Source organism: Paenibacillus sp. J31P190, from assembly GCF_059692075.1.
Genome location: NZ_JCAUAS010000036.1, coordinates 19825 through 46100, shown reverse-complemented (window position 1 = coordinate 46100; position 26276 = coordinate 19825). Strand labels below are relative to the sequence as shown.

At 45.5% G+C, this 26276-nt stretch carries 23 protein-coding genes; 19 read left to right on the top strand and 4 right to left on the bottom strand.

What is annotated here, in order from left to right; genetic code table 11:
- The first annotated feature begins 44 nt into the window (after positions 1-44).
- The 3 genes from AC58U0_RS34200 to AC58U0_RS34190 all read left to right on the top strand — a co-directional run bounded on the left by AC58U0_RS34200 (position 45) and on the right by AC58U0_RS34190 (position 3888).
- Positions 45-1460 (top strand): FAD-linked oxidase C-terminal domain-containing protein, encoded by a 1416-nt coding sequence (locus AC58U0_RS34200; protein WP_057304577.1) that lies wholly within the window; start codon positions 45-47, stop codon positions 1458-1460.
- 1 nt (position 1461) lies between these two features.
- Complete coding sequence (locus tag AC58U0_RS34195) at positions 1462-2787, top strand: (Fe-S)-binding protein (RefSeq protein ID WP_497383183.1); 1326 nt, start codon at positions 1462-1464, stop codon at positions 2785-2787.
- A 183-nt stretch (positions 2788-2970) separates the two neighbouring features.
- Entirely contained in the window at positions 2971-3888 is a 918-nt protein-coding gene (locus tag AC58U0_RS34190; protein WP_497383175.1) for an NAD-dependent epimerase/dehydratase family protein, read from the top strand.
- A 6-nt stretch (positions 3889-3894) separates the two neighbouring features.
- Here AC58U0_RS34190 and AC58U0_RS34185 read toward each other — a convergent pair whose 3' ends face one another.
- Positions 3895-4725, bottom strand: a complete 831-nt coding sequence (locus tag AC58U0_RS34185) for a glycoside hydrolase family 191 protein (protein WP_497383174.1) — start codon at positions 4723-4725, stop codon at positions 3895-3897.
- A 137-nt stretch (positions 4726-4862) separates the two neighbouring features.
- Between AC58U0_RS34185 and AC58U0_RS34180 the strand changes: the two genes are divergently transcribed.
- The 6 genes from AC58U0_RS34180 to pelG are packed head-to-tail and all read left to right on the top strand — an operon-like array spanning position 4863 to position 12249.
- Entirely contained in the window at positions 4863-5264 is a 402-nt protein-coding gene (locus AC58U0_RS34180) for a response regulator (RefSeq protein ID WP_497383173.1), read from the top strand.
- A gap of 18 nt (positions 5265-5282) precedes the next feature.
- The gene (locus AC58U0_RS34175; protein ID WP_497383172.1) at positions 5283-6518 is read left to right on the top strand and encodes a hypothetical protein; all 1236 of its coding nucleotides are present in this window, start codon (positions 5283-5285) and stop codon (positions 6516-6518) included.
- On the top strand, positions 6515-7579 hold the full coding sequence (locus tag AC58U0_RS34170) for a tetratricopeptide repeat protein (protein WP_497383171.1): 1065 nt from the start codon (positions 6515-6517) through the stop codon (positions 7577-7579). Before AC58U0_RS34175 ends, AC58U0_RS34170 begins: the two co-directional genes overlap by 4 nt.
- On the top strand, positions 7539-9383 hold the full coding sequence (locus tag AC58U0_RS34165; RefSeq protein WP_497383170.1) for a DUF2194 domain-containing protein: 1845 nt from the start codon (positions 7539-7541) through the stop codon (positions 9381-9383). Before AC58U0_RS34170 ends, AC58U0_RS34165 begins: the two co-directional genes overlap by 41 nt.
- The gene (gene pelF, locus AC58U0_RS34160) at positions 9380-10792 is read left to right on the top strand and encodes a GT4 family glycosyltransferase PelF (protein WP_497383169.1); all 1413 of its coding nucleotides are present in this window, start codon (positions 9380-9382) and stop codon (positions 10790-10792) included. Before AC58U0_RS34165 ends, pelF begins: the two co-directional genes overlap by 4 nt.
- On the top strand, positions 10792-12249 hold the full coding sequence (gene pelG / locus AC58U0_RS34155) for an exopolysaccharide Pel transporter PelG (RefSeq protein WP_497383168.1): 1458 nt from the start codon (positions 10792-10794) through the stop codon (positions 12247-12249). The genes pelF and pelG overlap by 1 nt, the downstream gene beginning before the upstream one ends.
- Positions 12250-12326: 77 nt before the next feature.
- Here the strand turns inward: pelG and AC58U0_RS34150 are convergent, their stop codons facing one another.
- Positions 12327-13184 (bottom strand): helix-turn-helix domain-containing protein, encoded by an 858-nt coding sequence (locus AC58U0_RS34150; protein WP_497383166.1) that lies wholly within the window; start codon positions 13182-13184, stop codon positions 12327-12329.
- Between the two features lie 144 nt (positions 13185-13328).
- Between AC58U0_RS34150 and AC58U0_RS34145 the strand changes: the two genes are divergently transcribed.
- From AC58U0_RS34145 to AC58U0_RS34135, 3 genes are read left to right on the top strand one after another with little or no spacing between them, the layout of a single operon-like run.
- A complete protein-coding gene (locus tag AC58U0_RS34145) occupies positions 13329-14159 on the top strand; it encodes an amidohydrolase family protein (RefSeq protein WP_497383165.1) in 831 nt (276 codons plus the stop codon).
- Positions 14156-15100 (top strand): aldo/keto reductase, encoded by a 945-nt coding sequence (locus tag AC58U0_RS34140; RefSeq protein WP_497383164.1) that lies wholly within the window; start codon positions 14156-14158, stop codon positions 15098-15100. Before AC58U0_RS34145 ends, AC58U0_RS34140 begins: the two co-directional genes overlap by 4 nt.
- A 21-nt stretch (positions 15101-15121) precedes the next feature.
- Positions 15122-16135: a zinc-binding alcohol dehydrogenase family protein gene (locus AC58U0_RS34135; protein WP_497383163.1), complete on the top strand. Its 1014-nt coding sequence runs from the start codon at positions 15122-15124 to the stop codon at positions 16133-16135.
- A 354-nt stretch (positions 16136-16489) separates the two neighbouring features.
- Here the strand turns inward: AC58U0_RS34135 and AC58U0_RS34130 are convergent, their stop codons facing one another.
- Positions 16490-17377, bottom strand: coding sequence for a LysR family transcriptional regulator (locus AC58U0_RS34130; protein ID WP_497383162.1), 888 nt, complete (start codon positions 17375-17377; stop codon positions 16490-16492).
- Positions 17378-17492: 115 nt separating this feature from the next.
- Between AC58U0_RS34130 and tkt the strand changes: the two genes are divergently transcribed.
- From tkt to AC58U0_RS34110, 4 genes are all read left to right on the top strand, one after another.
- On the top strand, positions 17493-19520 hold the full coding sequence (gene tkt, locus AC58U0_RS34125) for a transketolase (protein ID WP_497383161.1): 2028 nt from the start codon (positions 17493-17495) through the stop codon (positions 19518-19520).
- Positions 19521-19555: 35 nt separating this feature from the next.
- Positions 19556-20212 carry a fructose-6-phosphate aldolase gene (gene fsa, locus AC58U0_RS34120; protein ID WP_029197441.1) on the top strand — a complete coding sequence of 219 codons (657 nt, stop codon included), beginning with the start codon at positions 19556-19558 and terminating at the stop codon, positions 20210-20212.
- Between the two features lie 178 nt (positions 20213-20390).
- Positions 20391-20714, top strand: coding sequence for a 2Fe-2S iron-sulfur cluster-binding protein (locus AC58U0_RS34115; RefSeq protein WP_060648196.1), 324 nt, complete (start codon positions 20391-20393; stop codon positions 20712-20714).
- Positions 20715-20823: 109 nt separating this feature from the next.
- The gene (locus tag AC58U0_RS34110; protein WP_497383160.1) at positions 20824-21315 is read left to right on the top strand and encodes a NanQ anomerase/TabA/YiaL family protein; all 492 of its coding nucleotides are present in this window, start codon (positions 20824-20826) and stop codon (positions 21313-21315) included.
- Positions 21316-21338: 23 nt separating this feature from the next.
- Here AC58U0_RS34110 and AC58U0_RS34105 read toward each other — a convergent pair whose 3' ends face one another.
- Positions 21339-21719 (bottom strand): hypothetical protein, encoded by a 381-nt coding sequence (locus AC58U0_RS34105; RefSeq protein ID WP_497383159.1) that lies wholly within the window; start codon positions 21717-21719, stop codon positions 21339-21341.
- Between the two features lie 108 nt (positions 21720-21827).
- Between AC58U0_RS34105 and AC58U0_RS34100 the strand changes: the two genes are divergently transcribed.
- From AC58U0_RS34100 to AC58U0_RS34090, 3 genes are all read left to right on the top strand, one after another.
- On the top strand, positions 21828-23597 hold the full coding sequence (locus AC58U0_RS34100) for a cache domain-containing sensor histidine kinase (RefSeq protein ID WP_497383158.1): 1770 nt from the start codon (positions 21828-21830) through the stop codon (positions 23595-23597).
- A 4-nt stretch (positions 23598-23601) separates the two neighbouring features.
- Positions 23602-25134, top strand: coding sequence for a response regulator (locus AC58U0_RS34095; RefSeq protein ID WP_497383157.1), 1533 nt, complete (start codon positions 23602-23604; stop codon positions 25132-25134).
- A 179-nt stretch (positions 25135-25313) separates the two neighbouring features.
- Positions 25314-26276, top strand: a complete 963-nt coding sequence (locus tag AC58U0_RS34090; RefSeq protein WP_497383156.1) for an ABC transporter permease — start codon at positions 25314-25316, stop codon at positions 26274-26276.

The following is a 26276-nucleotide window of genomic DNA, read 5'->3' as shown; positions in this document are numbered from 1 at the left end:
ACATGATCAATTTGAAATGAGTGAGTAGTCCATGGGAGGTATTTATGCTGGAAAGCCGCGTAAGACAAAAACTGCAGGATATTGTAGGCGAAGCATTTTTCAAAGATGATATGGAATCTCTTGTTACGCATTCCTACGATGGAACACCAATGCTCCAAGCGCTGCCTGAAGGTGTGATCTATCCCAAAGATACGGCGCAAGTATCTGCAATTATGAAGGTGTTAAATGAGCATCGCATACCATTGGTCAGCAGAGGTTCAGGCACGAATCTTTGCGGCGGTACGGTCCCCGTTCAAGGAGGCATCGTGATGGTTATGCATCGCATGAATGCGATACTTGACATTGATTTGCAAAATTTAACGGCAACCGTTCAGCCGGGTATCATTACGAAGCAATTCATTGAACATATTGAAAATCTGGGCTTATTTTATCCACCAGATCCAAGCAGTATGTCGATCTCGACGATAGGCGGAAATATAGCAGAATGCTCCGGAGGTCTTCGCGGCTTAAAATACGGCACGACCAAAGATTATGTGATCGGATTAGAATGTGTCCTAGCCTCAGGCGAAATTATGCGTACTGGCGGGAAGCTGATGAAGGACGTGGCCGGCTATGATTTAACGAAGCTGCTTATTGGCTCGGAGGGTACATTAGCAGTTATTACTGAAGCCACGCTTAAGCTAATACCGCCTCCCAAATATAAGAAAACGATGCTCGCCATGTACAAAGATTTATATGGAGCAGCTCGTACGGTATCCAAAATCATTGAGAATCGCATCATTCCGGCTACCTTAGAATTCATGGATAATCCAACGATTCGTGTTGTAGACGATTTCGCCAAATTGGGACTTCCGCTCGATATGGCAGCTATTTTGTTAATCGAGCAGGATGGAGATATGGAAACCGTTGAGCGGGACATCGAACGGATCTCGGAAATTTGCCGCGAGGAGCTGGCGGATGAAGTTAGCATTGCGAGCAATCAAGAGGAAGCCTTGAAGCTGTTAACGGCTAGGAGAAGCGCCTTTACCGCACTCGCTCGTCTACGCCCCACAACGATATTAGAGGATGCGACCGTTCCACGCTCTAAGATTGCTGATATGGTCCTAGAGATTAATCGCATAGCCGAAAAGCACCGCGTGCAAATTTGTACCTTTGGACATGCAGGAGATGGCAACCTCCATCCAACCGCGACGACAGATGCCAGGGATCACGAAGAAATACATCGTGTCGAACTAGCCTTTGAAGAAATATTTGAAGCCGCTATCGGGATGGGGGGGACGATTACTGGCGAGCATGGCGTTGGTTTAGTCAAAGCCCCTTTCTTGGAATGGAAAGTGGGGAGCGCCGGAATCGCTATGATGAAAGGGATTAAGGAAGTTTTCGATCCTCACCATCTGTTAAATCCCGGTAAAATGTTTGCCAAAGAGTCCCGACGCAGGGTGGTGATTGATCGTGGCTAAGATCGCAGCAGCAACACTTCAAGAAACACTGGTACAGAAGCTGGACTACGAGCAATTAACCAATTGTATGCGCTGCGGTTTTTGTCTGCCTGCTTGTCCGACATTCAAGGAAACCGGTGTGGAAGCCGAGTCCCCACGTGGACGAATTTCGCTTATGAAAGCGGCCGTGGATGGTATTATGGAACCAGGTATCAGCTTCGAAGATCAAATGAACCATTGCCTGGGATGCCGCGCCTGTGAACCAGCCTGTCCGGCAGATGTGAAATATGGACAGTTAATTGAGCAGGCCCGTGATGCGATTGAGACGCATACGAAGCAGCACAGATGGTGGGTAAGCGGTGTACGTAAGCTGGTGTTCAAGGAGCTATTCCCTCATCAAAAAAGAATGAGTTTGTTGGGATCGGGCCTTCATTTTTATAAAAAGTCAGGGTTGCAAACTGTCGTTAGGAAAACAGGCGCTGTAAAGATGTTTTCCAAGCACTTATCTGATATGGAAACAATACTCCCTGACGCTTCCAGCAAAGGGATCGTGGAGCAATTGGGTACCTACATTCCGGCAAAAGGGGAAAAGATTGCTACGGTCGGCATGTTCCGCGGCTGTTTAATGGATGTTTTGTTTACCGAAACGAATATCAAAACGGTAAAGCTACTTTCTGAAGCGGGATTTGACGTAGTCATTCCAGAGACGCAGAATTGCTGCGGGGCCCTTCATGCCCACAGCGGTGAGAGTGATCAGGCGAAAGCTTTGGCCAAGAATAACATTCGCGCTTTCCAAGAAGCTGGTGTAGATTATATCGTGTCCAACGCGGGGGGCTGCGGCGCCATTCTAGTAGAGTATGATCATTTGCTTCATGAGGAGCCGGAATGGAAAGAAGCCTCGACTTGGTTCGCTGCGCGAGTGAAGGACATCAGTACGATTCTTGTTGAGCAAGGACGTCCACTCCAGTTCGCAGAGACAGTTGACGGTGGAGCCTCCACCCGCGTTACGTATCAGGACTCTTGTCATCTGCGCAATGTCATGAAAGGCAGCAATCCTTCCAGACAGCTTCTGAAAGAGGTAGGCAACGTTGCCTATATCGAAATGAAAGATGCAGGCTCCTGCTGTGGTTCGGCCGGCATTTATAATGTCACGCAGCCCGTAATGGCGAACCAAATTCTTGAACATAAGATGGAAAATGTGAACGCTACTGCCGCTCAATATCTGGTTACAAGCAACCCAGGTTGCTTGCTGCAAATGAAGCTGGGTATTGAAAAGCACGGGCAAAAAGACCGCATGGAGGCCGTCCATATTGCCGATTTTTTATATGATAGAGTCGTGAAGAATTAAATCTCAGCCAAACAAAAATAGAGACATTATCTGGAGCTAGTTCATCTAGTTCGAAATAATGGCTCTTTTTATTTGTTATTTTTTCATTCTAACTACACGGAGGAGATCTATAATATAATAAAACTCAAGTGGAGTGATCTGCTTTGTAGCTCATTTACGCTATCATGATGGGGGCGTGCGCTTATGAATATTTTAGTAACCGGGGGAGCCGGATTTATCGCTTCACATATTGTAGATCAATTGATCAATTCGGGGCATCACGTACATATTTTTGATAACTTATCAACAGGTCGTAAGGAAAATTTGAATCCCCTTGCTGTTTTCCACCATGGAGATTTGTTAGATAATGAATTAGCAGAGGCTTTCACCGCTGCACGCCCAGAAGTCGTGATTCATCATGCTGCACAAATCGATGTTCAAACTTCGCTCAGTAATCCTTTACTAGACGCTAAAATAAACATTCTCGGTACCCTTGCCGTTTTGGAACAATGCAGGGAGCACGGCGTCCGTAAGCTGATTTACGCTTCATCTGCAGCTGTGTATGGAACCCCGCACTATTTGGGCGTTGATGAGAAGCATCCGATAAAGCCGCTATCCTTCTATGGTATTTCTAAACATACACCGGAACACTATATAGAGAGCTTCTCTTCTCTTTACGAGCTGGATTATACGATTTTGCGATATGCGAATGTATATGGGATTAGACAGGATCCAAAAGGTGAGGGAGGCGTAGTCTCCATTTTCGTAGATAAACTTCTAGCGGGCAAACAACCATTGATTTTTGGTGATGGGGAGCAAACAAGAGATTTTATTTATGTGAAAGATATCGTTCGCGCAAATATGGCTGCACTGAGTAAGGGCAGCCGAGGGATATACAATGTCAGTTGGAACGAGCAGACGAGTGTTAACGCTCTTCTTAAGGAAATGTGCGACATCAGCGGGATGAGCTTCAATCCTTCCTACGCACCCTCTCGAGCTGGGGATATCGTTCACAGCCGATTGGATAATCGCGCTGCGCTTGCCGGTTTGGATTGGAGTCCGGTATATACATTACGAAGTGGCTTGCAGGAGACCTTTGACTATTACAAAGAGCAAAATTAGTTATATCTAGTTGACTATTTCCGTATAACCATTAGGTGCGTCTATATGTAAAAATTTTAGTTTACGGGCTTCTCTACCAGGGGAGCCCTCTTTATTTAGATGGATGGAAAATATGGTTAAGCCCTTTTTTTGTTCCTTTCGCAGTCTGTCCACTCTTGTTTTCATCCAGGCATCCTCTTTCCAATTCGCCCTCCAGTCCTCCCATAGCAAACCATCAATATAAGGCAGCGCATAGTCGAGTGTATCAAAGCCGCGATTCTGAATCATGGAAAGCTCAGGGTATTGGTCGCTGACTTCTTGTAGGAAAGAACGGTAAGCTTCTCTTGTTTGGTTTTGAGTAGCTGGATCTTGAATCCAGTCATCGATATCCCCAACGGTATCGAGGAACAAACCATCCAAACCTTTGTCTGAGATCGAAGTTTTGATTTCTGACAACAGCAGCTGACGATAGTGTGATTGCCGCAAATCCATCAAATACGAGTCCCATTGCTTGAAATGGACACGCTCACCCTGTTTCAATAAATAGTCCGAAGACATTAGTTCTTTCAAACGCAGCTGATTCCAGACAGGGGTTTCCATAACGCTTATATAACCTATAACCATAGTGCCATTGGATTGAATGTCTTGTATCTGCACTTTTGAGAACAATTGAGGTTCAATAATGATAAGATCTTTGGACTTTAAGTGAATGATCGCTTGTTCAGTAGGTACACCATAGTAGAGGGAGTAGTTTTTCACGTTTTGAAAAGGTTTAGAAGCTTGGACTTGCTTCTTAAATGGGAAAGAGAAAAAGACCATGGAGACGATAATGGCAGTTGTTAAACGAGATGTCTTCATCGCTTTTCACGGACCTCCCTGAAATTTGGATTAGCTTCATTATATGATAAAATATAACCTAACAACATTCAAACTTATCCTTTAACATACGTAAATTTATGACTTATGCAGCTAGATAAATGTAAGGAGTTGACAGCATGAATCACCTAGCTATCGTGGACGACGATATTGTCCTACTGCACATTTTGCAGGATTTATTCGAAGTGAGAGGTCTTCAAGTATCTGCCTTCAATGACCCTGTTGCTGCGTTAAAAGCGATAAAGGAATTGAAACCAGACGCTGTGCTGTCGGATGTTCTGATGCCGAATTTAACGGGATTTGAACTATGCCGAGAGCTTCGATCAGACAAATCCTTTGCAAAAACACCTATTTTTCTGATGAGTGCCAAGCATTCCATCGGCGAATTATCGAAGTCTATGATGGCTGGAGCCGATGAGTATATTATTAAGCCTTTTCAAATAGATGAAATCTATGAGCAATTGAAACAGTTTTATAAGAAGAAAAACAACCCCATTATTATCAGACCTTTGGATAGTTAAAGTTTGGAGGAAACGTGATTGATTTTTCGACAAAACCGAAGCTGGTTAGCCTGGTGTGAACTGGCTATATTACTGGCCGTTTTATTTATTATCCATATGGTGTACAACATGGATTGGTTGAATTGGTCACCCAATCCATTTATATTTGTTGTTCTTTACTTTTCGCTCCGCTATGGAACACGTATAGGTGCAGCCTCGGCGGTAGGAGCCAGCTTGCTGCATATTCTAACGTACCTCCAGATTAACGGTGATTTATATGGGTTATTTGATCAATGGGGTCAGGCAAAATGGTTTGTGTGTTATTGGGGGATCGCTTTATTTGTAGGCCACGTTTCCTCCGATTTACGTTTTCGATATGCCATTCTGGCGGATGAATTTGAGGACAATAAACAGCAGCTAGCGAAAATGGATACCAGCTATCATGATCTTCTCCTTGTTAAGAAAGCTTTGGAAACGAAGGTAGTCGGTGCTCAAGAAAGCATGTATACCCTCTATAAGATTGCCAAGGCATTAGATTCCGAAGACTCGGAAATTATTTTCACGGATGCTGTGCGCTTATGCAAAGATTTAATTCAAGCGGGTTCCATCGTCATCTATCGAATGAGTCCAGGCGGTGATGTACTGAGGTTGAAAGTCTATTATGGTGCAGAAACACATTATCCGTCCACCGTATTCCTAGATCAACCATCTTTGTATACCCAAGTATGTAAGGAGAAAACGGTTCAAATACGACAGGAGGGAGAGTCGGCAGATATTCCTATGCTCGCAGGACCTCTTTTGGATGAGAACAAGCAAATTATAGGCATTATAGGTTTGAACGGGCTTGATTTTGTTGCCTTGAACAAGCATACGATGGATCTGTTCCGACTTATTCTCACTTGGATGGGTGAAAGCTGCGTGAAAGCGTTCCAGAAGGAACAGAAGTTGAATGAGCAGCGTTATTTCCCCAATACCCGCGTAATGAAGCCGGATTATTTCTACGCCAAATTGAATGAAGAAACGATACGCGCAACCGATTTTGCTCAAAAATTCCTATTGCTGCAGATTCCAATCGAGTTTAGCGACATGGAAGAGACAGATGCGCTGATAGAAATCAATGGTTTGACACAGCAGATGCTGCGTGAAGAAGATGCGATGGCCTACGATTCATTCCGCGGAGAGCTGTTGTTTTTGCTTCCTGCCACGTCACCAGAGCTGGCATCACGTATTGAAGACAGGATAAGGGATCGTTTCAATAGGGGGGCTTTGGAATGAGAGTCTCTCGGAATGTCCGGCATTTTGATGTTTCTCCTCACGCATGGATTGCCGTGGCAGTCAGTCTACTATTTGCAGTGTTAGATGGACTGCAGATCTTTGGGCTTTCATTTCATTGGACAAGCTTGCTGCTTCATCTCGTCCTTGTGCTCATGTATAATAGGCTGTTCCATATGATCTCCTTCAGAGTCGAAGATCGACTAAGTGCCGGGTGGGTGCAAACCATCATCCTTTTCTTTCCTGGCGTTGGATTTCTGATAGGATCATTTGTTTTTATAGGATTGTTGCTTTTTCGCTTTCGGCACGACTTTTACGAAGAATATGAGAACTACGTCTATTATTCTCCGCATTCGATGGAAAGCTATAATATAAATGTGGAAGCGGAATCGAACCGTTTGCCATTCCGGGAAATCCTGATGTCAGGCGAACCTGTGGGCAAGAAGGAGGCTTTATTTTCTCTCCTCCAATATGAAGGCAATAATAAAGTGCAGTTGTTTAACGAAGCCCTGCGCAATGAGGATCCCGAAGTGGTTCATTATGCAGCAACTAGTTTGAACTATTTAAATGAGCAATATATACGAAATATCAAGAAATGGACCTTACTTCTGCAGCAGGACGAAAAAAGCTGGGAGTCATGGAAAGAATTATTAGAAACCTACCGACTATACTTGGGGAGCCACTTATTGACCGAAGAACTCGCTATGGAAGTTAGACAGACGTTCAAACAATGGATAGGACGAGGACTTATTCAATTTCCTGATGAACCCCGGTTTATCGCAGAGCTATGCAATCTGGCACGAATGGAAAAGGATTACCAGACGGCCATCCGCCTCGCTGGGCAGCTTTCCCATGTAGGAGATTATCGTTATATGATTTATTTAACTCAAGCAGAAAAAATGTATGCAGAAGGAAAACTTAACGATCTTAGTCTATTTGCACAGCAATGGTTGGACAGCAGCATTGAGGTTCCAGACGAGCATCTGCCTGCGATCCAATTTTGGAAGGAGCTGAAGGAACAAGGTGTCCCGCAAGCTGATCATCTTTACATGCGTTATCGTTAGTGTGCTGCTGCTCGGTGTCGGGCTGCAAACCGTACGCACCGTCGACTTGTTTCCTTTATCTTCAGCAAGAAATATATACCAAGAGGCGCAGTTTCCAGTGAAGAGCTCGGCCCAATCATCCGTAGCAGGTGATAAACTCAGTCTGTATATGTATACAAATCCAAAAGATTCAGAAGGCAATAAGGTCAAAGTCAACCTACAGACAGCACTGGGGCTTGCCAAATTGCAGGCGGATTCCATAACGGCCGACGAACTGAGGACAATTAAACCAAGCCCGTGGACTGTCATTCTACTCACTGGCGAAGATATAAGCGAACTGGATCAGACCGTTATTCAGTCCTATTTGATTGAAGGCGGTCGGCTTCTTGCCTATACGCGTTTCTATGCTCCAGAATGGAATGACATGCTGGGGATAGAAAGTAATAACGGATTCATTGAAAGAACGATACATGGCATAGAAGTCAACCAAACTGTATTTCCCGGCTATCCTAATCTTCCGGCAAGCAATGCGCTATTTTCAAATAGTATGTTGGATATTAAGCTTAAGCCGCAGGTTAATATTTATTTATCGGCCGAAGGAACGCCTATGCTCTGGAAAAATAACTATGGGCAGGGAAGCGTCGTGTTCTGGAACTCAACCAGCAGTATCCAGAAGGTAGGTCGAGGGCTTATGGTACAATCCATTGGTCTGGCTCTAGACAGCCTGGTAACTTCACAAGTAGCAGTACGAAGTCTGAATATTGACGATTTCCCGTCCCCCGTACCGCTTGTTGTTAATCCGCTGATTCGTCAGGAGTACGGACTTAGCACACCTGCATTTTATGAGCGGATTTGGTGGGCGGATATGGCACGTTTCGCTAAGCTCTATGGGTGGAAGTATACGGGCCTCATGATTGGGAATTATCAGAATCAGACGAGTTCGCCTCTCCCAACACTTCTCGGGAACTATCCGAAGATCATGCCGTATTTTGGCAGTAAGCTGCTGGGTCTAGGTGGAGAGATTGGTCTGCATGGCTATAATCATCAATCTCTGGTCACTCCAGAGGAGCCAATTAACAGTAATCTCGGCTATGTTCCTTGGTCTGATAAAGCATCCATGGTCGAAAGTCTTCAGCGTATGGTAGAGCTCGCGAACACCTTGTTTCCCGGGCATGAGTTGAAGACATATGTGCCTCCGTCCAATGTGCTGAACAAGACGGGGAAGGCAGCGATCGCTGAAGCAGTGCCCTCCATTGATATCATTGCTTCCCTTTATTATGCGGGGGAAGAAGAGGGCTTTCTGGAGCAGGAATTTGGGGTGGACAGTGAATTTCCGCAATTCACGAATTTCCCCCGTATTTCATCCGGTTACTGGCTGGACGACAGCACGAGGTTTTACGTCAATGATGTTATTGCTAATTTTGGTTTGGTGAATCACTTTGTACATCCGGACGATGCACTCGATATCAAACGTTCCTCGGGAAAAGGCTGGAAGTTCTTGAGTGAGCAATTCGAAGCATGGATGGCATCACTCAATAAAAGCTATGCGTATCTTCAACCTTTAACGGTTAGGGACGCGGTGAAGAAGCTAAGTATCTACTCGGCCGGGAAGGTTGACGTTCATTACAGTCAAGACGTAATAACGATTACAACCAAGGATGAACTGGTCCCCATGCATTACACCGTCCGTGTGCCAAATAACCGAACACCAGAGATTTCCAAGGAAGCCGGCGTACTGACACGTATGGAACATACGGATGGACTGTGGCATTTGGAGGCTCATCAACCTACTGTGACCCTACAATTGAAGGAAATGAAGCCATGAAAATCGCATTGATAGTGGAAGGAAGTTACCCTTACGTGTCAGGCGGGGTAGCGAATTGGATTCAGATGTTGGTCTCGGCCATGCCAGAGCATGAATTTGAAATCATCGCGATTTCTTCATCTCGTAAAGAGGCCTCAAGCTATAAGTACAAGCTTCCGCCCAATATTTCAGGCATTCATGACGTTTTCATGATGGATTACCTGAGTCTAGAGGAGGGTAAGCCTCCACGATTAACCAAGAAAGAGGCTGCATCCTGTCTGGAGTGGTTTGCTTTTCAGAAAAATTCCGAGCAAACTATTCCCTGCATTGCTGATCCTATAAGGCTGGGAAACCCGATCTCTTTTATGAAAAGTGAAATATTTTGGGATTTCCTGGTTGCATCCTATGAGCAAGAAATGCCGAATCATTCGTTTAATAGCTATTTCTGGACGTGGAGATCCATGTACCTCCCCGCCATTTATCTGCTGCAGCAATCCTATCCGATAGCCGATGTATATCATGCTGTTTCAACCGGATATGCTGGCTTGATCGCCACCTATCTGCGATTGAAGCATAAGAAGCCATTCCTGCTTACGGAGCATGGCGTTTACGCACGTGAAAGGGAAGAAGAGATTTTGAAATCAGTGTGGGTAGATCCTCCCTTCAAAAAAAGATGGATCGCCTATTTCTATCATATGTCTCAAGGCGCTTATCACACGGCTGACCGAACCATTTCTCTATATAAAGGTACGCATCAAATTCAGCTTGAGCTCGGACTTCAGGCTGAGAAAGCAATGATTATCCCCAATGGCATTGATTATCACAGATTGTCAGTGCTTCCAAGACATCCAGGTACCTCCGGTGGAGGGATCGTCTTCGGCGCCTTAGTACGTCTCGTACCCATTAAGGATATTAAGACGATGCTCTATGCTGTTCGGCTTGCCAGTCATGACATCCCTGACATGCGTCTTTGGATTATGGGGCCTACGGATGAAGATCCTGATTACTATCAAGAATGCGTAGCCTTAACTCGCAATCTCCATTTGGAGGAGATTGTTACTTTTATGGGAAAGGTAGCCATTGACGAATATTTACCCAAGATTGATGCGCTCATACTGAGCTCGATTAGTGAAGGTCAGCCCCTCGCCGTTCTGGAAGGAATGGCCGCAGGCATACCATGGATCTGTACGGAGGTAGGCAGCTGCCGCGAGCTGCTGGAGGGGAAGGATGAGCACGATGTCGGAATAGCCGGCTATGTCGTTCCTCCTGTTAATCCAAAAGCCATGTCTGAGGCTATGGTGAAAATGTATACACTCCCGGATGAGCGAACATACATGGGACAAGTAGGACGCAATCGTGTGGAAACCTACTATCAGATTGATCATTTTATTGATGCTTATCGGCAGTTATATGATGAGGTGGTTACCTAATGGCGGGAATCGGATTTACCCTACAGAAGTTGTTCCGCGATGACTATCTTACACTTAGAGTTAGGGCTTATGCCTACGCTTCTTTCATTGCTGCTGGTCCATGGATGCTATCTGTCGGCAGTATTGCTTTGATAAACTTTATTCTTGTTCAATTCGGTCATGTAGATGATGCTCAGCGTCAATTGTTTATTGTTACGGTATCGTATTGTTTCATTTTCTCGCAAATACTTTCCGGGGGCTGGCAGCTGAGTGTTACAAGGTATTTGGCCGATCATTTTTTTCAAAATCGTCTTGAGGTCGTCACACCGACCTATGTGGGTATAAGCAGGATCATACTCGGTATTTCGCTCATTGTTGCTGTGTTTTTTTATTGGTCGTCCCCATTATCCATGGTTTATAAAGTGACGAGCGTTTTATTGTTTTTTATGATTGGACAAATTTGGCTGGCCATGGTCTTTTTAACCGCGGCTAAGGATTATAAGATTATTTCATATTCGTTTTTGGCGGGTGGACTGGTCTCGATTATCGGTGTTAATGTTATGCTGAGGTACCCGATTGCTTTCGAGCAACATGAGCAGGCAACCAACATTTTAATTGGTTTTAGCTGTGGTATTCTACTTACCATGAGCATGCTGGTATTTGTGCTGCTGCGCTCGTTTCCGGCTAAAGAAGCGTCTAATCCATATGGTTTTTTACATTATGTTGATAAATATCCTTCACTCCTTTGGATCGGATTTTTGTATAACATGGGCGTCTGGATGCATAACATCATCATTTGGTTAGGACCATCGGGAGTCCGGATTGAAGGGACGTTTATGTATAGCCCTATCTATGATACCCCAGTCTTTCTAGCAAATCTGACGATCATTCCGTCACTCGTTCTGTTCATCGTTTCCGTGGAGACGCAATTTTATGATAAATACAAAACGTTCTACGGCTATGTGACCCATGGCGGAACGCTGGAGATGATCACCAAGGCGAAGAAGCGAATGGTTGAGGTGCTCTGGCGTGAATTGTATCGTCTGACGAAACTGCAAGGCATTTTGACGTTATTTATCATTTTAATCAGTGATTTGCTCTTAGAAAGGCTTGGCTTACAAGAAATCGTAATTGACATTTTTAAGATGTGTGCGCTAGGAGCACTGATGAATTCCATCATGCTCATTAATATCTTAATCATGCTGTATTTCGAAGATCGTAAAGGGGCAGTCATTACCGGGGGAATCTATTTCACCTTCAATGTGATACTAACTTTCGCACTTCTGCCTCTGGGTTTCGATTATTATGGATTTAGCTACTTTATGGCTGGGCTTGCTGCTTATAGCTGGAGCGGGTTTCGACTGCTGACGTTCTTGAAACGGATCGAGGTTCATACCTTTATCTCACAAAGTATTATTTATAAGGAAGTACGAGGATTCTTCACTCGATTAAGTGAAAAAGCTTACTGGCGATCCTAAAATTAATAGGCTGCGGCTTAGACTGAAACAACTTCTATAGATATCTATGGAGGTTGTTTTTTTAATTGTTTCCGCATCTATCTAGCCGACCTTCTAGCTGCCGCGGGAGTCATCCCGAGTACTCTTTTGAACATGGCATGAAAATGAGGTAAGCTCTCGAAGCCGCACATTTCTGCGATGATGCTAATGTTGAGGTCGTTTTCGCTAAGCAGCTGCTTCGCTCGGATAATTCGTTTGGTCATGATATAGGCGGTAATATTCATCCCAATTAACTGCTTAAATACCCGGCTGAAATGGGCAGGTGTTACGGAGGCTTGCTTCGAAAGCGTCTTAAGGCCGATGTCCTCACAGAAATGCTGATCGATATAGAGCAAGATTTCCCTCATCCACATAGGGGGAGCAATGGAATCCCCTGTGTTCGTGCCAGTTCCCAAATCACGATTCAAAAAAAGCAGGAGTTGAAGGAGCTGCAGCAAGATAGCTTGACGGTGACCCCAATTGGGATGGTTGCATTCATATTGAACAGATTCCAACCACACATCTAGGTGTTGACGCTGCGGGAGTAGCGTTTCAAACTTGTAATTGCGGTGTTCTGCGGCTTGCTCGAAGCAATGCAAATAAGTGAAAGAGTCACCCAAGTGAGGAGCCTGTACGATGCTAGGGCTGAAATAAATCGCTGTGGACGTAACAGGCATCTCTCTATCCGGCGTTGCCCGGTGAATCGTATTGCCAGGGATGAGGAAGAGATCGCCTTGCTTCATTTCATAAAAAGTATGATCGATAAAGAAGGTTCCTTTTCCTCGATACACATACACAATTTCATACCAATCGTGGAAATGCTCAGGGAGCTCGCTTTGCGAGCTCTTTGTATTTTTATAGGCAAATGAAAACGGGAAGGCATCGTTCGCATCAAACACTTTACGTACGGGATGCATAAGCTTCCTCCTTCAGATAATTCGTAATTCCATGATATCAAAAAACTGTATAAAGATGCTAGATATCGTTATTTCATATGATTTATTTGGTGATACAATAGAAGAAAGCGATACCAAATATGGATGATGAAGAGGAGAATCTCAATGCGGATCGATGCACATCAGCATTATTGGAAGATGGATCGGGGTGACTATGGGTGGCTTACACCGGAGCTGTCGTTATTGTATCGGGATTTTCTGCCGAACGATTTGTTTCCTCACCTGCTCAAGCACAACTTGGATCAAACCATTGTTGTTCAAGCGGCGCCGACATTGGAAGAAACGGATTATCTATTATCTCTAAGCGAGGAATCAGATACGATTGCCGGTGTCGTAGGTTGGCTCAATCTGAATGATCCGGACTTTCATATTCATTATAAAAGGTTTAGCCAGCATCCCAAATATGTAGGCTTTAGGGTCATGATTCAAGAAATGCCGGATGCTAGTATTATACTTGAGCCGCATTTTGTAGATGCGTTCCGTTATTTTGCTGAAAAAGACGTACCCGTTGATCTGCTTGTCGTTTCCCATCAATTAGATCCGGTGGTTCAGCTTTTGAATTTGGTTCCGGGTTTGCGAGCTGTTATTGATCATATAGCTAAGCCGCGAATTGCGGATGGCGTTCTTGAGCCTTGGAAAAGCCAAATGGCGGCCATTGCGAAGCATCCAAATATATATTGTAAGCTATCTGGCCTGGTAACAGAAGCCAATCATACGGAGTGGAAGCGGGAGGATTTTACGGCTTATATCCAGCATGTGCTAGAGGTATTTGGTACGGAACGCGTTTTATTTGGCAGTGATTGGCCGGTTTGTTTGCTCGCAGCCGAGTATGATGACGTTATTGATGTGCTTACTCAAGCATTGCCAGGAAATTGGTCGGAAGCAGATAAAGCTCGCTTATTCGGATTAAATGCAAAGGAATTTTATAAATTATGAAATATCGTAAATTAGGCAAAACCGGGCTTGACGTCTCCGTGCTGAGCTTTGGCGCATCCTCGCTAGGATCTGTATTCCGTGAAACGAACGAAGAAGAAAGTATTCGCACCGTTCATACCGCGATTGATATGGGCATTAATCTGATTGATGTATCTCCTTTTTATGGGTTAACCAAGGCAGAGACCGTACTAGGTAAAGCGATAGCCCAATTGGAGCGGGATCGTTTCATCCTGACGACGAAGGCAGGGCGGTACGGAGCAGAAGCGTTCGATTTCTCGAAGCAGCGAATTCTGGATAGTGTCGATGAAAGCTTACAACGGCTTCAGACGGATTATATCGATATCTTATATTTACACGATATTGAATTTGTCCCATTCAACGAGATTCTTGAAGGCGCCTTTCCTGCGCTGGATGAATTGAAGCAATCAGGCAAGATTCGTTATTTTGGGGTATCCGGTTTACCGGTAGCTATATTTGAAAAAGCATTGGCTCACAAAGAACTAGATTCCGTCTTGTCGTACTGTCACTATTCTTTGAATGATACTTCATTGCTGGATCTAGTTCCGCTTCTGGAACAGCATGGGGTCGGTTTGGTGAATGCATCACCATTGTCGATGGGGCTTCTGAGCACTAGACCGGCAGCGGAATGGCATCCAGCCTCAGGCGAAATTCAGCGTCTATGTAAACAGGCAGCTGAACACTGTGCAAGCAAGGGAACTGACATTGCCAAGCTGGCTGTGCAGTATGCAACGGCGAATGAACGCATCCCTACGACGCTAGTTAGCACAGCGAACCCTGACAACATTCGCAATAATATTGCGTGGACAGATGAACCCATCGACATCGAGCTGCTTCATGAGGTGCTGGAGATCCTGACACCCATTCACAATAAGTCTTGGATTAGTGGAAGACCAGAATATAACGAGAAGACCTATATGTAATCGGACAGGGGGAAACCAAGTATGAGAGCAATTTTATGTGAACAGATCGAGAAGTTTAAGCTAGTAGAAGTACAGGAGCCTAGTCTAAGTGCAGGTGAAGCTATTGTTCGCATCAAAAGGATTGGCATTTGTGGAACGGATTTGCACGCTTATAAAGGGAATCAGCCGTTTTTTAGCTATCCGCGTGTTCTCGGGCATGAACTGGCTGGTTACATTGAACAGATCGGTGAGGGTGTCACAGGACTGCAAATCGGTGATCAAGTAAGCATCGTCCCTTATATGCACTGCGGGACTTGTATTGCTTGCCGTAACGGCAAGACGAACTGCTGCACAGATATGAAGGTTCTTGGCGTACATATCGACGGGGGGATGAGAGAGCTGATCTCCTTGCCAGTCAGCCATCTCATCAAAACCGATGGGCTGACGCTGGACCAAGCAGCTATGTTAGAGCCGCTCAGCATCGGAGCTCATGCAGTGAGAAGATCCGAACTTCGCGCCGGTGAAAACGTGCTCGTGATTGGGGCTGGTCCAATCGGACTCGGCGTTATGATCCTAGCTAGGCAGCGCGGAGCAAACGTTATTGCGATGGACGTTAACGATGAGCGCTTGGCCTTTTGCCGTGATTGGGCAGGCATCGACCATACGGTTAATGCTTTGCAGCAGCCGAAGGAGCAGCTAGCCGCGCTTACGAACGGCGAATATCCTACTGTCGTCTTCGATGCGACAGGGAACGCTAGGTCGATGACCGAGTCGTTCGGACTTGTCGCACATGGCGGCAAACTCGTGTATGTCGGACTTGTTAAAGCCGATATCACCTTCCATGATCCCGATTTTCATAAACGGGAGCTGACCTTAATGAGCAGCCGCAATGCGACCATGGAGGATTTCAACACCGTACGTGCCGCCATGCAAGACGGCCTCATCGACATCGCGCGCTACATCACGCACCGCGCGACATTCGAGAGCATGATCGAACAGTTCGAGACCTGGCTGAAGCCAGAGTCGAAGGTCATTAAGGCGATCGTTAGTTTGTGAAAAAGGCGTGCTCAGTTTGGGCTGGGCGCTCCTTTTTTTGCGTTCGGATGGGGTTTCCTTGCCAACGCCCAGCCCGTGAGCCGGCAGAACCCAGAGCACCCCAGCATCCCAGTGCACTCAGCACCCGAGCTGATAGCACCCTCAGCATCTTATAAGCACCCCAGCCCAGCCTCATTTACCTGTTGTTTTAGGGTGGTCCATCAAGTTCTGGAGCCTGAAAGGGCACTAAGGTTGTAGGTTTGGAGTTTTTGTTCTTGTTAGGAGCTGAAAAGCGAGCTGAGAGCGCCTTTTTGGCGCTCTCAGGCAGCGTTGAGGTTTGTTCAGGTACCGACTCCAAGTTATGCTCACCTCGGCTCAATCCCCGGGGCTCTCCAGCTCTGCAACGAAAGCAGAGGCTGCGGTTGATAGCGGCATATTTTTCAAAGTGATAATACCGATCTTAGTCGACGGAATGGTAGCGTCAATATTCACCTCAAACAAGCTTCCGTCTGCCAGCTCCTTCGCTACAAATTCTTTGGTTACGAAGGAAACGCCAAAGCCGATCTTAGCGAATTCAATGAGCAAATCCACGCTGCCGAGCTCAATTTCCGGTTCCAGCAGCAAGCCGTTTTCACTGAACAGTCGGGTGACGAATTTCCGTGAGGAGCTATTACTCGAAAATAAGATGATCGGATAGGTTAGCAGCTTAGCAAGGGAGACTTTTCCCATTGACAGCTCGCGGTATTTTGGCCCCGTCACAAAGCAATCCTGAATAGTAATGCCTTCTCGCACCTGCAATTGATCATCTAGAATCGGCGTCCTGACAATGCCAATATCAATCTTGCCTTCCTTCAGATGCTTCACAATTTCCGGTGTCGTTCCGTGGACTAAGTTTATCTGCACATGCGGATACTGCACGTGGAATGACTCCAAGAAAGGGAGCAGATAGTGTTTACACAAGGAGTCACTGCCGCCAATTTTTATTTCTCCGCTAGAGAAATTTCGCAGCTCACTTAATTTCTCTTCCGCGAGTGAAATGAAATTGTACGCCTGCTCGATGTAGGAATACAGCACAGAGCCTTCCTTGGTAAGTTCGACACCTTTGGACGTCCTTGCAAACAGCTGCAGCCCAAGAGTTTCCTCCAACAATTTGATCGAGTGAGAGACGCTGGGCTGGGTAATGTACAGCTCTTTTGCTGCTTTAGATAAGCTGCCAGTTTTGGCAGTCAGATAAAATACTTTATAAAGCTCAAAATTCACCATATAGACACCTTCTATAGCGAGTATCGAAACTATCAATTATTTGAATGCTTCATCTATCCTTATAATAAAGAGTAGATGAAAGTAATACAACCAAATTGATGGAGGCGAATCTCTTTTGAATCAGACAACTGTTGGCATTGAAGAGTTAAGCATCAATACAATTAGAACGCTTACAATCGATGCAGTCGAGAAAGCGGCTATGGGTCATCCGGGTATGCCGATGGGCGCGGCGCCTATGGCGTATGCACTTTGGACACGGCACTTAAAGCACAATCCGACGAATCCCAAATGGGTTGATCGTGATCGATTTGTTCTATCCGCAGGACACGGCTCAATGCTGCTTTATAGCCTACTGCACCTAAGTGGTTATGATGTAACCCTTGACGACATCAAGGAATTCCGTCAATGGGGAAGTCGCACACCCGGACATCCGGAGTATGGTCATACGGCAGGTGTTGAAGCGACAACGGGACCACTTGGCCAAGGGGTTGCAATGGCTGTCGGTATGGCAATGGCCGAAGCTCATCAGGCATCCGTTTACAATAAACCGAACTTTCCAATCGTTGATCACTTCACGTATGCTATTTGCGGAGATGGCGATTTGATGGAAGGTGTTTCCTCCGAAGCTGCTTCATTGGCAGGTCATTTGAAATTGGGCAAGCTAATCGTACTGTACGATTCAAATGATATTTCGCTCGACGGCGAGTTGAACATGTCGTTCTCTGAAAATATCCGGACGCGTATTGAATCCTATGGTTGGCAATACTTACGTGTGGAAGAGCAAAACAACGTCGAGGCAATTTCCGCCGCGATCGAAGAAGGCAAGGCGGATTTGGGTCGTCCAACCCTGATTGAGATCAAAACAACGATCGGCTTCGGCAGTCCGAACAAAGCCGGCAAAGGCGGCCACGGCGGCACGCATGGCTCGCCGCTCGGCAAAGAAGAGCTGCTGCTGACGAAGCAGGCTCTGGGCTGGCCGCTCGAGCCGGACTTCTACGTCCCGGCCGAGGTCTACAAGCACTTCGCCCAGCACAAGGAACTGGGCGCTCAAGCCCAAACCAGCTGGGAGCAGCTGTGGAACAGCTACCAGGCTGCGCACCCCGAGCTCGCTCAGCAATACGAGCTCGCGAACCGCGGCGACCTTCCAGCAGACTGGAACGCCGATGTGCCGCGCTTTACCCCAGAGAGCGGCGCTATCTCAACGCGCACAGCTTCGGGCAAAGTGATTAACGGCTTGGCGAAGCGGGTACCTCAGCTAGTAGGCGGATCCGCCGATCTAGCGAGCTCCAACTTCACCATGATTAACGACGCCGCGGCATTCAGCGCCGCCGATTACAGCGGCCGCAACTTCTGGTTCGGCGTCCGTGAGTTTGCCATGGGAGCAGCACTGAACGGCATGCTGCTGCACGGCGGATTGCGAGCTTTCGGCGGAACATTCCTCGTGTTCAGCGACTACTTGCGCGGCGCGATACGCTTGTCCGCGCTCATGAAGCTCCCTGTTGCGTACGTGTTCACGCATGACAGCGTCGCTGTCGGAGAAGACGGCCCTACGCATCAGCCGATTGAACAGATCCCATCCCTGCGGATGATTCCGGATCTGACACTGTTCCGTCCTGCGGACGCTAATGAAACCGCAGCAGCTTGGGAGTATGTTATCCAAGCGAAAGAAGGCCCGTTCGTATTCGCGCTTTCGCGTCAGAATTTGCCGGTGCTTCCCGGCACGGATCATCTTGCTTATGCTCATATTCATCAAGGAGCTTATATTTTATCCGATGTTGATGCATCAGCCACCCCTGATATTCAACTCATCGCAACGGGCTCTGAAGTGAGCTTAGCACTTGACGTGAAGAAGCAGTTGGCGCAAGATGGTATTGGGGCTCGTGTTATTTCCATGCCAAGCCGTGAATTGTTCGAGCAGCAGCCTGAAGAGGTGCGCAATGACATTCTTTTACCACAAGTAAAAGCAAATGTTGTCATTGAGATGGCCTATCCTGCTGGATGGGAAGAGATTACGGGAGGCAATGGCTTCGTTGTTGGCATCCGTAAATTTGGTGCATCAGCGAAGGCAGATCGAGTAATTCGTGAATACGGCTTTACAGCAGATGCAATCGTTCAACAAATCAGACAGAAGTATTTCCAATAAGAGCCCACAAAAGGGAGAAAAGGTAGGGATACAGGATGAAATTGTTTATCGACACAGCCAATGTAGACGAAATTCGCAAAGCTCACGCGTTAGGTGTTGTAGCGGGAGTAACGACCAACCCTTCACTTATTGCTAAAGAAGGTAGAGACTTCTTCGAAACAGTAAAAGAAATCATCTCCATCGTCGGTGATGTACCGATTAGTGCAGAAGTCGTGTCACTGAAAGCAGACGAAATGGTTGAGCAAGGCAAGAAACTTGCTAAACTAAGCCCGAATGTTGTCATTAAGCTTCCAATGACATTGGATGGACTTCAAGCGACTAGCGTATTTAGATCACTCGGCATCCCTACGAACGTAACCTTGATCTTCAGCTCGACGCAAGCTTTACTTGCTGCACGCGCAGGAGCAACTTACGTATCACCATTTATCGGACGTTTGGATGATATCAACCAAGTGGGTATGAATCTAATTAAAGAAATCAGCCAAATTTTCCAAGTACACGGTATTAAATCCGAAATCATTTCTGCTAGCGTTCGTCACTCCGCTCACGTGATTGAAGCTGCGCTTGCAGGCTCACATATCGCTACGGTGCCTTACAAAGTTATTGAATCCATGAGCAAGCACCCGCTGACAGATGCGGGGATCGAGAAGTTTTTGGCAGATTGGGAAGGCGCAAACCAAGAAAAGTTTTAAACTTTAGTAATAAAACAGCTAAGTAACGTTCACACTGTTCGGGGGATAATTCACCGTCAATGGTGTGAACTTTTTTCTAATTTGTCACGTTATCATGTCATTCTTTAACGGATTAGCTTAGCTTCGTGTTTGGTTTGACACCAATTTGGCAACAAAGGTTAAAAAGGAGGAATTTGTGATGCCGACAATTCAAGTTGAAGGAAAAGGTGCATTCGAGGTTGAAGAAGGGAAAAAGCTCGTTCTGTCCCTCATGGACCAAGGAGTAGACATTCTGCACCGCTGTGGGGGTAACGCCAGATGTGCAACCTGCCGTGTTGAAATCATTGAGGGGGATGCTGGTCCCATGAATGAGATAGAGACTGCGATCCGAGAGACCAAAGGAATTACAGAAGACAATATCCGCTTATCCTGCCAAATTCATGTACATGCGGAGCTCACGGTTAAACCGTTAATGACTGCATCTGAAACAGGTATGGATCCTGGCCCTCGTCCTGCGGATTAATCTCATTATTTTCAAGACTCGCTTTGTAAAAAACGGGTCTTTTTTCTTTTCATAGGCTATAGTAAATGTAGCATTTTATTCCGTTTATCCAAAAGGAGTCATGTATCGAATGATCATTAGCGACGTGAAGCATTTTGAAAAAGAACGCCATCTGTGGCCCCCAGCGGTTGGACGGGGTATCGATTACATTTTGAATCGCAACTTAGGTGAAGCGGAAGCGGGCAGATATGACCTAGAGGGTGATAACGGCCATCTGATGTTCGCCAATGTGCAGGAGGTCGTGACCCGACCATCTGAGGAGCAAATACCTGAATCCCATGTGATATACACGGATATTCAGTTTCTAGTCAGCGGAGAGGAAAAGCTTTGTTTTTACAAGCTGCATCCAGACGCCAAAGTGGTCGATAATAAGTTCGACTCGCATGATATCGCCTTTTATGAATCGGACTCTTCACAGCAAGAAACGGGAATTCTTCTGAAGCCCGGCATGTTTGCGGTTTGCTTTCCTTCCGATATCCATCGTCCGAACTGCTCTATTACGGAGGAGACGACGAACAAGAAGATTGTTATTAAAATACATAAAGATCTCTTGCAGCTTTAGTCAATCAGTTCAACTGAACTTTCCTAGCCTCTCATAAGCTTGGAAAGTTTTTTTAGTACCCAGAGGTTCCCCTTTACTACAGGTGATATAAGGCCTGATATCCGCGCTGGGTGTGGCTTGTAACGATGTTTTACATCGTTACAAAAGTCTCCGCCGTGGCTGTCGCGCGCTAGAACGATGATTTTCATCGTTGCAGATGAAAAAAGTGCTGGCACCTTAATGTTCGGCTGTGTGTTCATTAATGATGAAGCCCATCGCACGCTTACGCCCGGCATCACCCTGTTTAAAGGGTTATACATGACCGATTGGGGAAGTATCATGGCTGCTTCTGTCTTATCTGTGCTGCCGGATAGACCTTCCCAAGTCATCACGAATGGCTTCGGAAGGTTTTTCAATTTTGACATGATAATCTGCCTATTCACTCCTGTAGTCCGTTATCATGAAACTGTATTATAATTAAAAGTACGACAAATTTCTCGCGCTGAGTGGTGATGACGATGCTCCAATACTTCATGAAGAAGACGAACAATATTCGGATTAAAAATAAAATTATTCTCGCGTTCCTTTTGGTCGTGGTCATTCCCGTACTGATCGTGGGTGTGTTCTTGACGAACGCCTTTCGGCAATCGGTGCTGGGCGATGCGATTGGACAGACGTCCAATAACGTGGAGAAAATTAACAAGCGTGCATCCGATATTCTCCGGATTCCGATTGAGATTTCGAACAAACTGATGATTGATCCGCGGTTGGAGCGTGTAGTGAACACGCAATATCAATCCATTTATGAAGTTGTAAGCGCTTATAAAGAGTTCCAGGATTTCACCGATTTTGTGAAGCTGTATAAAGAGGTTTACAATATCCGGTTCTACACAACGAATCCAACAACGCTAAACAACTGGAATTTCATACAGCCTTCCCCCGTGGTTTTGGATTCTTTTTGGTACCAGGAAGCGATGAGCAAAAAAACAGAGAAGATCAGCTGGTACTTTATCGAGGATGAAACGAAAAATAATCGAAAAGTGCTTAGTTTGGTTAAAAGAATTTATTTCCCTAATTATCGAACCAGTGGTGTGTTGGTGATTGATGTTAACCCTGACGAAATGAATGCGATCGTTAGTCAAGAGCTTTTTGATACGATGATTTTGGATGGCAAAGGTAATATCGTGGCTGCCAAGAACACAGAATGGGTAGGCAAAAATGTAAGCGAATTGGATTTCGCCAAAGATTTTCTCAATAAGCCAGAAGGCACGTACCAGACGCGGTTCAAAGAAAGAGATTCTAAAGTTCTCATCAATGACCTCATCCCGACGTTAAGCGATAGGGGCTTACGAATAGTATCTGTATTCACAGTAGAGAGTATCGTTGGCAAAGCCAACAAGATCAGCTATATGGGTTTGTACATTACGTTAGCGAGTTTACTCATTGCCTTTGTCCTTATTTATTTCTTTTCCAACATGCTGACATCCAGAATGCTTCAGTTGAACAAACAGATCAATAAAGTGGCGCTAGGAGATCTGCATGTTTCTTCGGAAATTGATGGGTATGATGAGGTTGGCATGCTCGCAAGACAGTTCAATAACATGGTCCGGAGCATTCGGGAATTGATGACCGAGGTCCATGAATCTAACCGAATGAACCATCAGTTAGAACTGCGGCAAAAAGAGATTAAGTTGAAGATGATGGCGAGTCAAATTAATCCGCATTTTCTGTTTAACGCGCTGGAATCGATTCGCATGAAAGCCCACCTGAAAGGCGAATCAGAAATTTCCGGCATCGTTCGAACGCTGGGCAAGCTAATGCGCAAAAAGCTTGAAATCATGGGGAGTCTAATTCCACTCAAGGATGAGCTTGACATGATTCGTTGTTATTTAGATATACAGCAGTTCCGGTTTGGAGATCGGTTGACGTATGAAATTCATTTGGATCAGGGAGTTAGCGACATTATGATTACCCCTCTGATCGTACAACCACTTGTTGAAAATGCGGTCATTCATGGTTTGGAATGTATGGAAGATAACGGAATTTTGAAGGTTCATGCAACGATTGAAGGTCAACATTTGCGTATAGAAGTTGTCGATAATGGGGCTGGTTTCAGCGAGTCGAGACTGAGGGAGATTAAGGAGTCGATGAGCGACACCCAGGACAAACAAGAGCATCGCATTGGCATGCGTAATGTGCACCAAAGGCTTAAATTAATGTATGGCGACACCTATGGCTTAACGATTATTTCCCAAGAGGGCATGGGGGCGCGCATTTACTTTTCGATACCGATTCAGGGGTGAGATCATGTACAAAGTATTAATTGTTGACGATGAACCTATGATTCGCGCGGGTCTGCAGACATTAATCGATTGGGAGCATTATGGCTTCCAGGTTGTAGGCGATGCGATGAACGGCCGAGAAGCAATGAGCAAGTACGCGGAGTTGGGGCCGCATTTAATTATTATTGACATTCGTATGCCGGTGATGGATGGGCTGCAGGTCATTGAGGAAATTCGCAAAACGGATGCTTCGTGCCGGTTTCTTATCCTCACTGGATATGCGGATTTCGATTACGCGAAGAGAGCAATTGTCGGACAGGTGGATGGCTATGTGCTTAAGCCTGTGGATGAGGAAGAGATTGTGGTTGAATTAATGCGCATTTATAAGTATCTTCAGAAGCAAGAGGAGTTAACCCAATTAGGTGTAAAAAGTGATTCGCAGCGTAGAGAGGAATCCATACAAGCTTTATTAGCAGCGGATGTTGATCAGCAATCTATTCCTCATGATGTTGAAACTCTAATTGGAGCATCTGCGGAAGGGTATCAAATACTGCTGCTCCAGCTTGCCCAGTCACAAAGGGCTGATCTGCGTATATACGCCGTGATCCAACAACGTTTAACTGTTTTGTTTGAGACTAATAAGCATAGAGGTATTGTCTTTGCAGCGAACCCCTATATCGGTGTTCTCCTAACGGAGCCCATAGTGGATGAAGGAGCAAGGAGTCGTGTTTACAGTGAGATTAAGGCAGCTTTGCCTGATTATATCTTCCATGGTGCCATAGGTCGTGTAGTTAAGCAGAGTAAAGAAATTAGCACTTCCTTCGGAGAAGCAGTGAACTTGCTAACGAGCCATTTTCTCTTTGGTGATGAACTTATTGCCAAGAATGATATCAATCGATCTAGTGAGCAACCGGCTAATTTAGATATCGTCTCCTTAGCTGAGAAGCTTTACTACTCGATGGATATGGGGAATAAAGAAAGCTTGGTGTACTGGCTCCAAGTTGCAGGAACAGAGTTCATCGCCTGTGATAGCAGCGAACATGGCTTAAAAACGAACTATGCACAGCTGATCTCGATGGTATTGAACAAGCTGGCTGGACAGAATGATAAAACGTATACAATCGTGCAGAATACTATGTCCATCATTGCGCAAATTTATGAGCAGCCGAACTTGTCCGCCATCCAAAATCATATCCGTCAGCAGTTGTGTGATTTAACGAACCAGATAAGCGTCTCTAGTAATGAACCTCTATTAAAGCAGATCATGGATTTCGTCGAGCGGCATTATGCTGAAAATTTGAAGCTGGATACGTTAGCGGAGTTGTTTAATTATACGAGCGGATACTTGGGTAAAATCTTCAAAAACTATACCGGCGCACACTTTCACACCTATCTGGATCAAATCCGCATCCAGAAAGCGATCGAGCTGTTGGGCGAAGGGCACAAGGTGCATCAGGTTGCTACGCGTGTTGGATACCCTAACGTAGACTATTTTCACAGCAAGTTTAAGAAATATGTAGGCGAATCGCCTTCCTCGTATAAAGGGAAGAAGAATTGAACGGATTGCCTTCCTTTCTAGCCTGAGAGCTGGATAGGAAGGCAATCTCTTTTATTTCTTCCCTGTTAAACCAACGATTTGAAAGCGCTGTTTTGACATGATTTGAAGCTGAATTTGGATGGTTTTTTGAATGGGAATGATCCAGTATGATAGAAATATAAGACAAACGGAGGGATTCTATGAAAACGCTATCTACGGAGACGACCATCCCCCTTACGGATCGGAAGAAGTCTACGAAGTTTTGGAAAACGATGGTTCAACAGCGTTATCTCTATATGATGTCGATCCCTTTTGTCATCTACGTGATCATCTTTAATTATGTGCCTGTGTGGGGTTGGCTTATGGCTTTTCAGAAATTCAAGCCTGGGAAATCGATTCTGCAGCAGCAATGGGTCGGATTCGATAACTTCAAACAATTGTTTATGGATGAGCGGTTTTACAACGCATTAAAGAATACGCTAGGTATGAGTATCATGGGGCTTGTCGTTGGTTTTACAGTACCTGTCGTGTTTGCCATTCTGATGAATGAGCTCAAGGGGCAATTGTTCAAACGTTCCATTCAAACCGTTTCCTATTTGCCTCACTTCGTATCTTGGGTTGTTGTAGCCAGCTTGGTAACCAAGATGCTGTCTATTGACGGAGGTGCAGTTAATGAACTGCTTATGAAGTTTCATATCATCGATCAACCTGTGCAGTTTATGGCCAAAGGCACTTGGTTTTGGGGGATTGTAACCGCTTCGGATATGTGGAAGGAAACCGGGTGGAATTCAATCATTTTCCTTGCCGCCATGGCGGGTATAGATCAGGAGCAGTATGAAGCAGCCACCGTGGATGGCGCGGGTCGATTTCGTCGCATTTGGCACATTACGTTGCCAGGTATTCGTAGCACATTCATGGTTGTATTCATTTTGTCGATTGGCAATTTGATCAGCATCGGTTTTGAAAAGCAGTTTCAGCTGCAAAACTCGCTCGTTTTCGACTATGCGGAAGTGTTGGAATTGTATGCGCTTAAATATGGGATTCAATTAGGACGATTTTCGTTTGGTACCGCGGTTGGTATTTTCAGTTCAGTCGTAAGTATTGTTCTTGTCATAACAGCCAATACCATCTATAAGAAAGTTACTAAAGAAACTATTATCTAG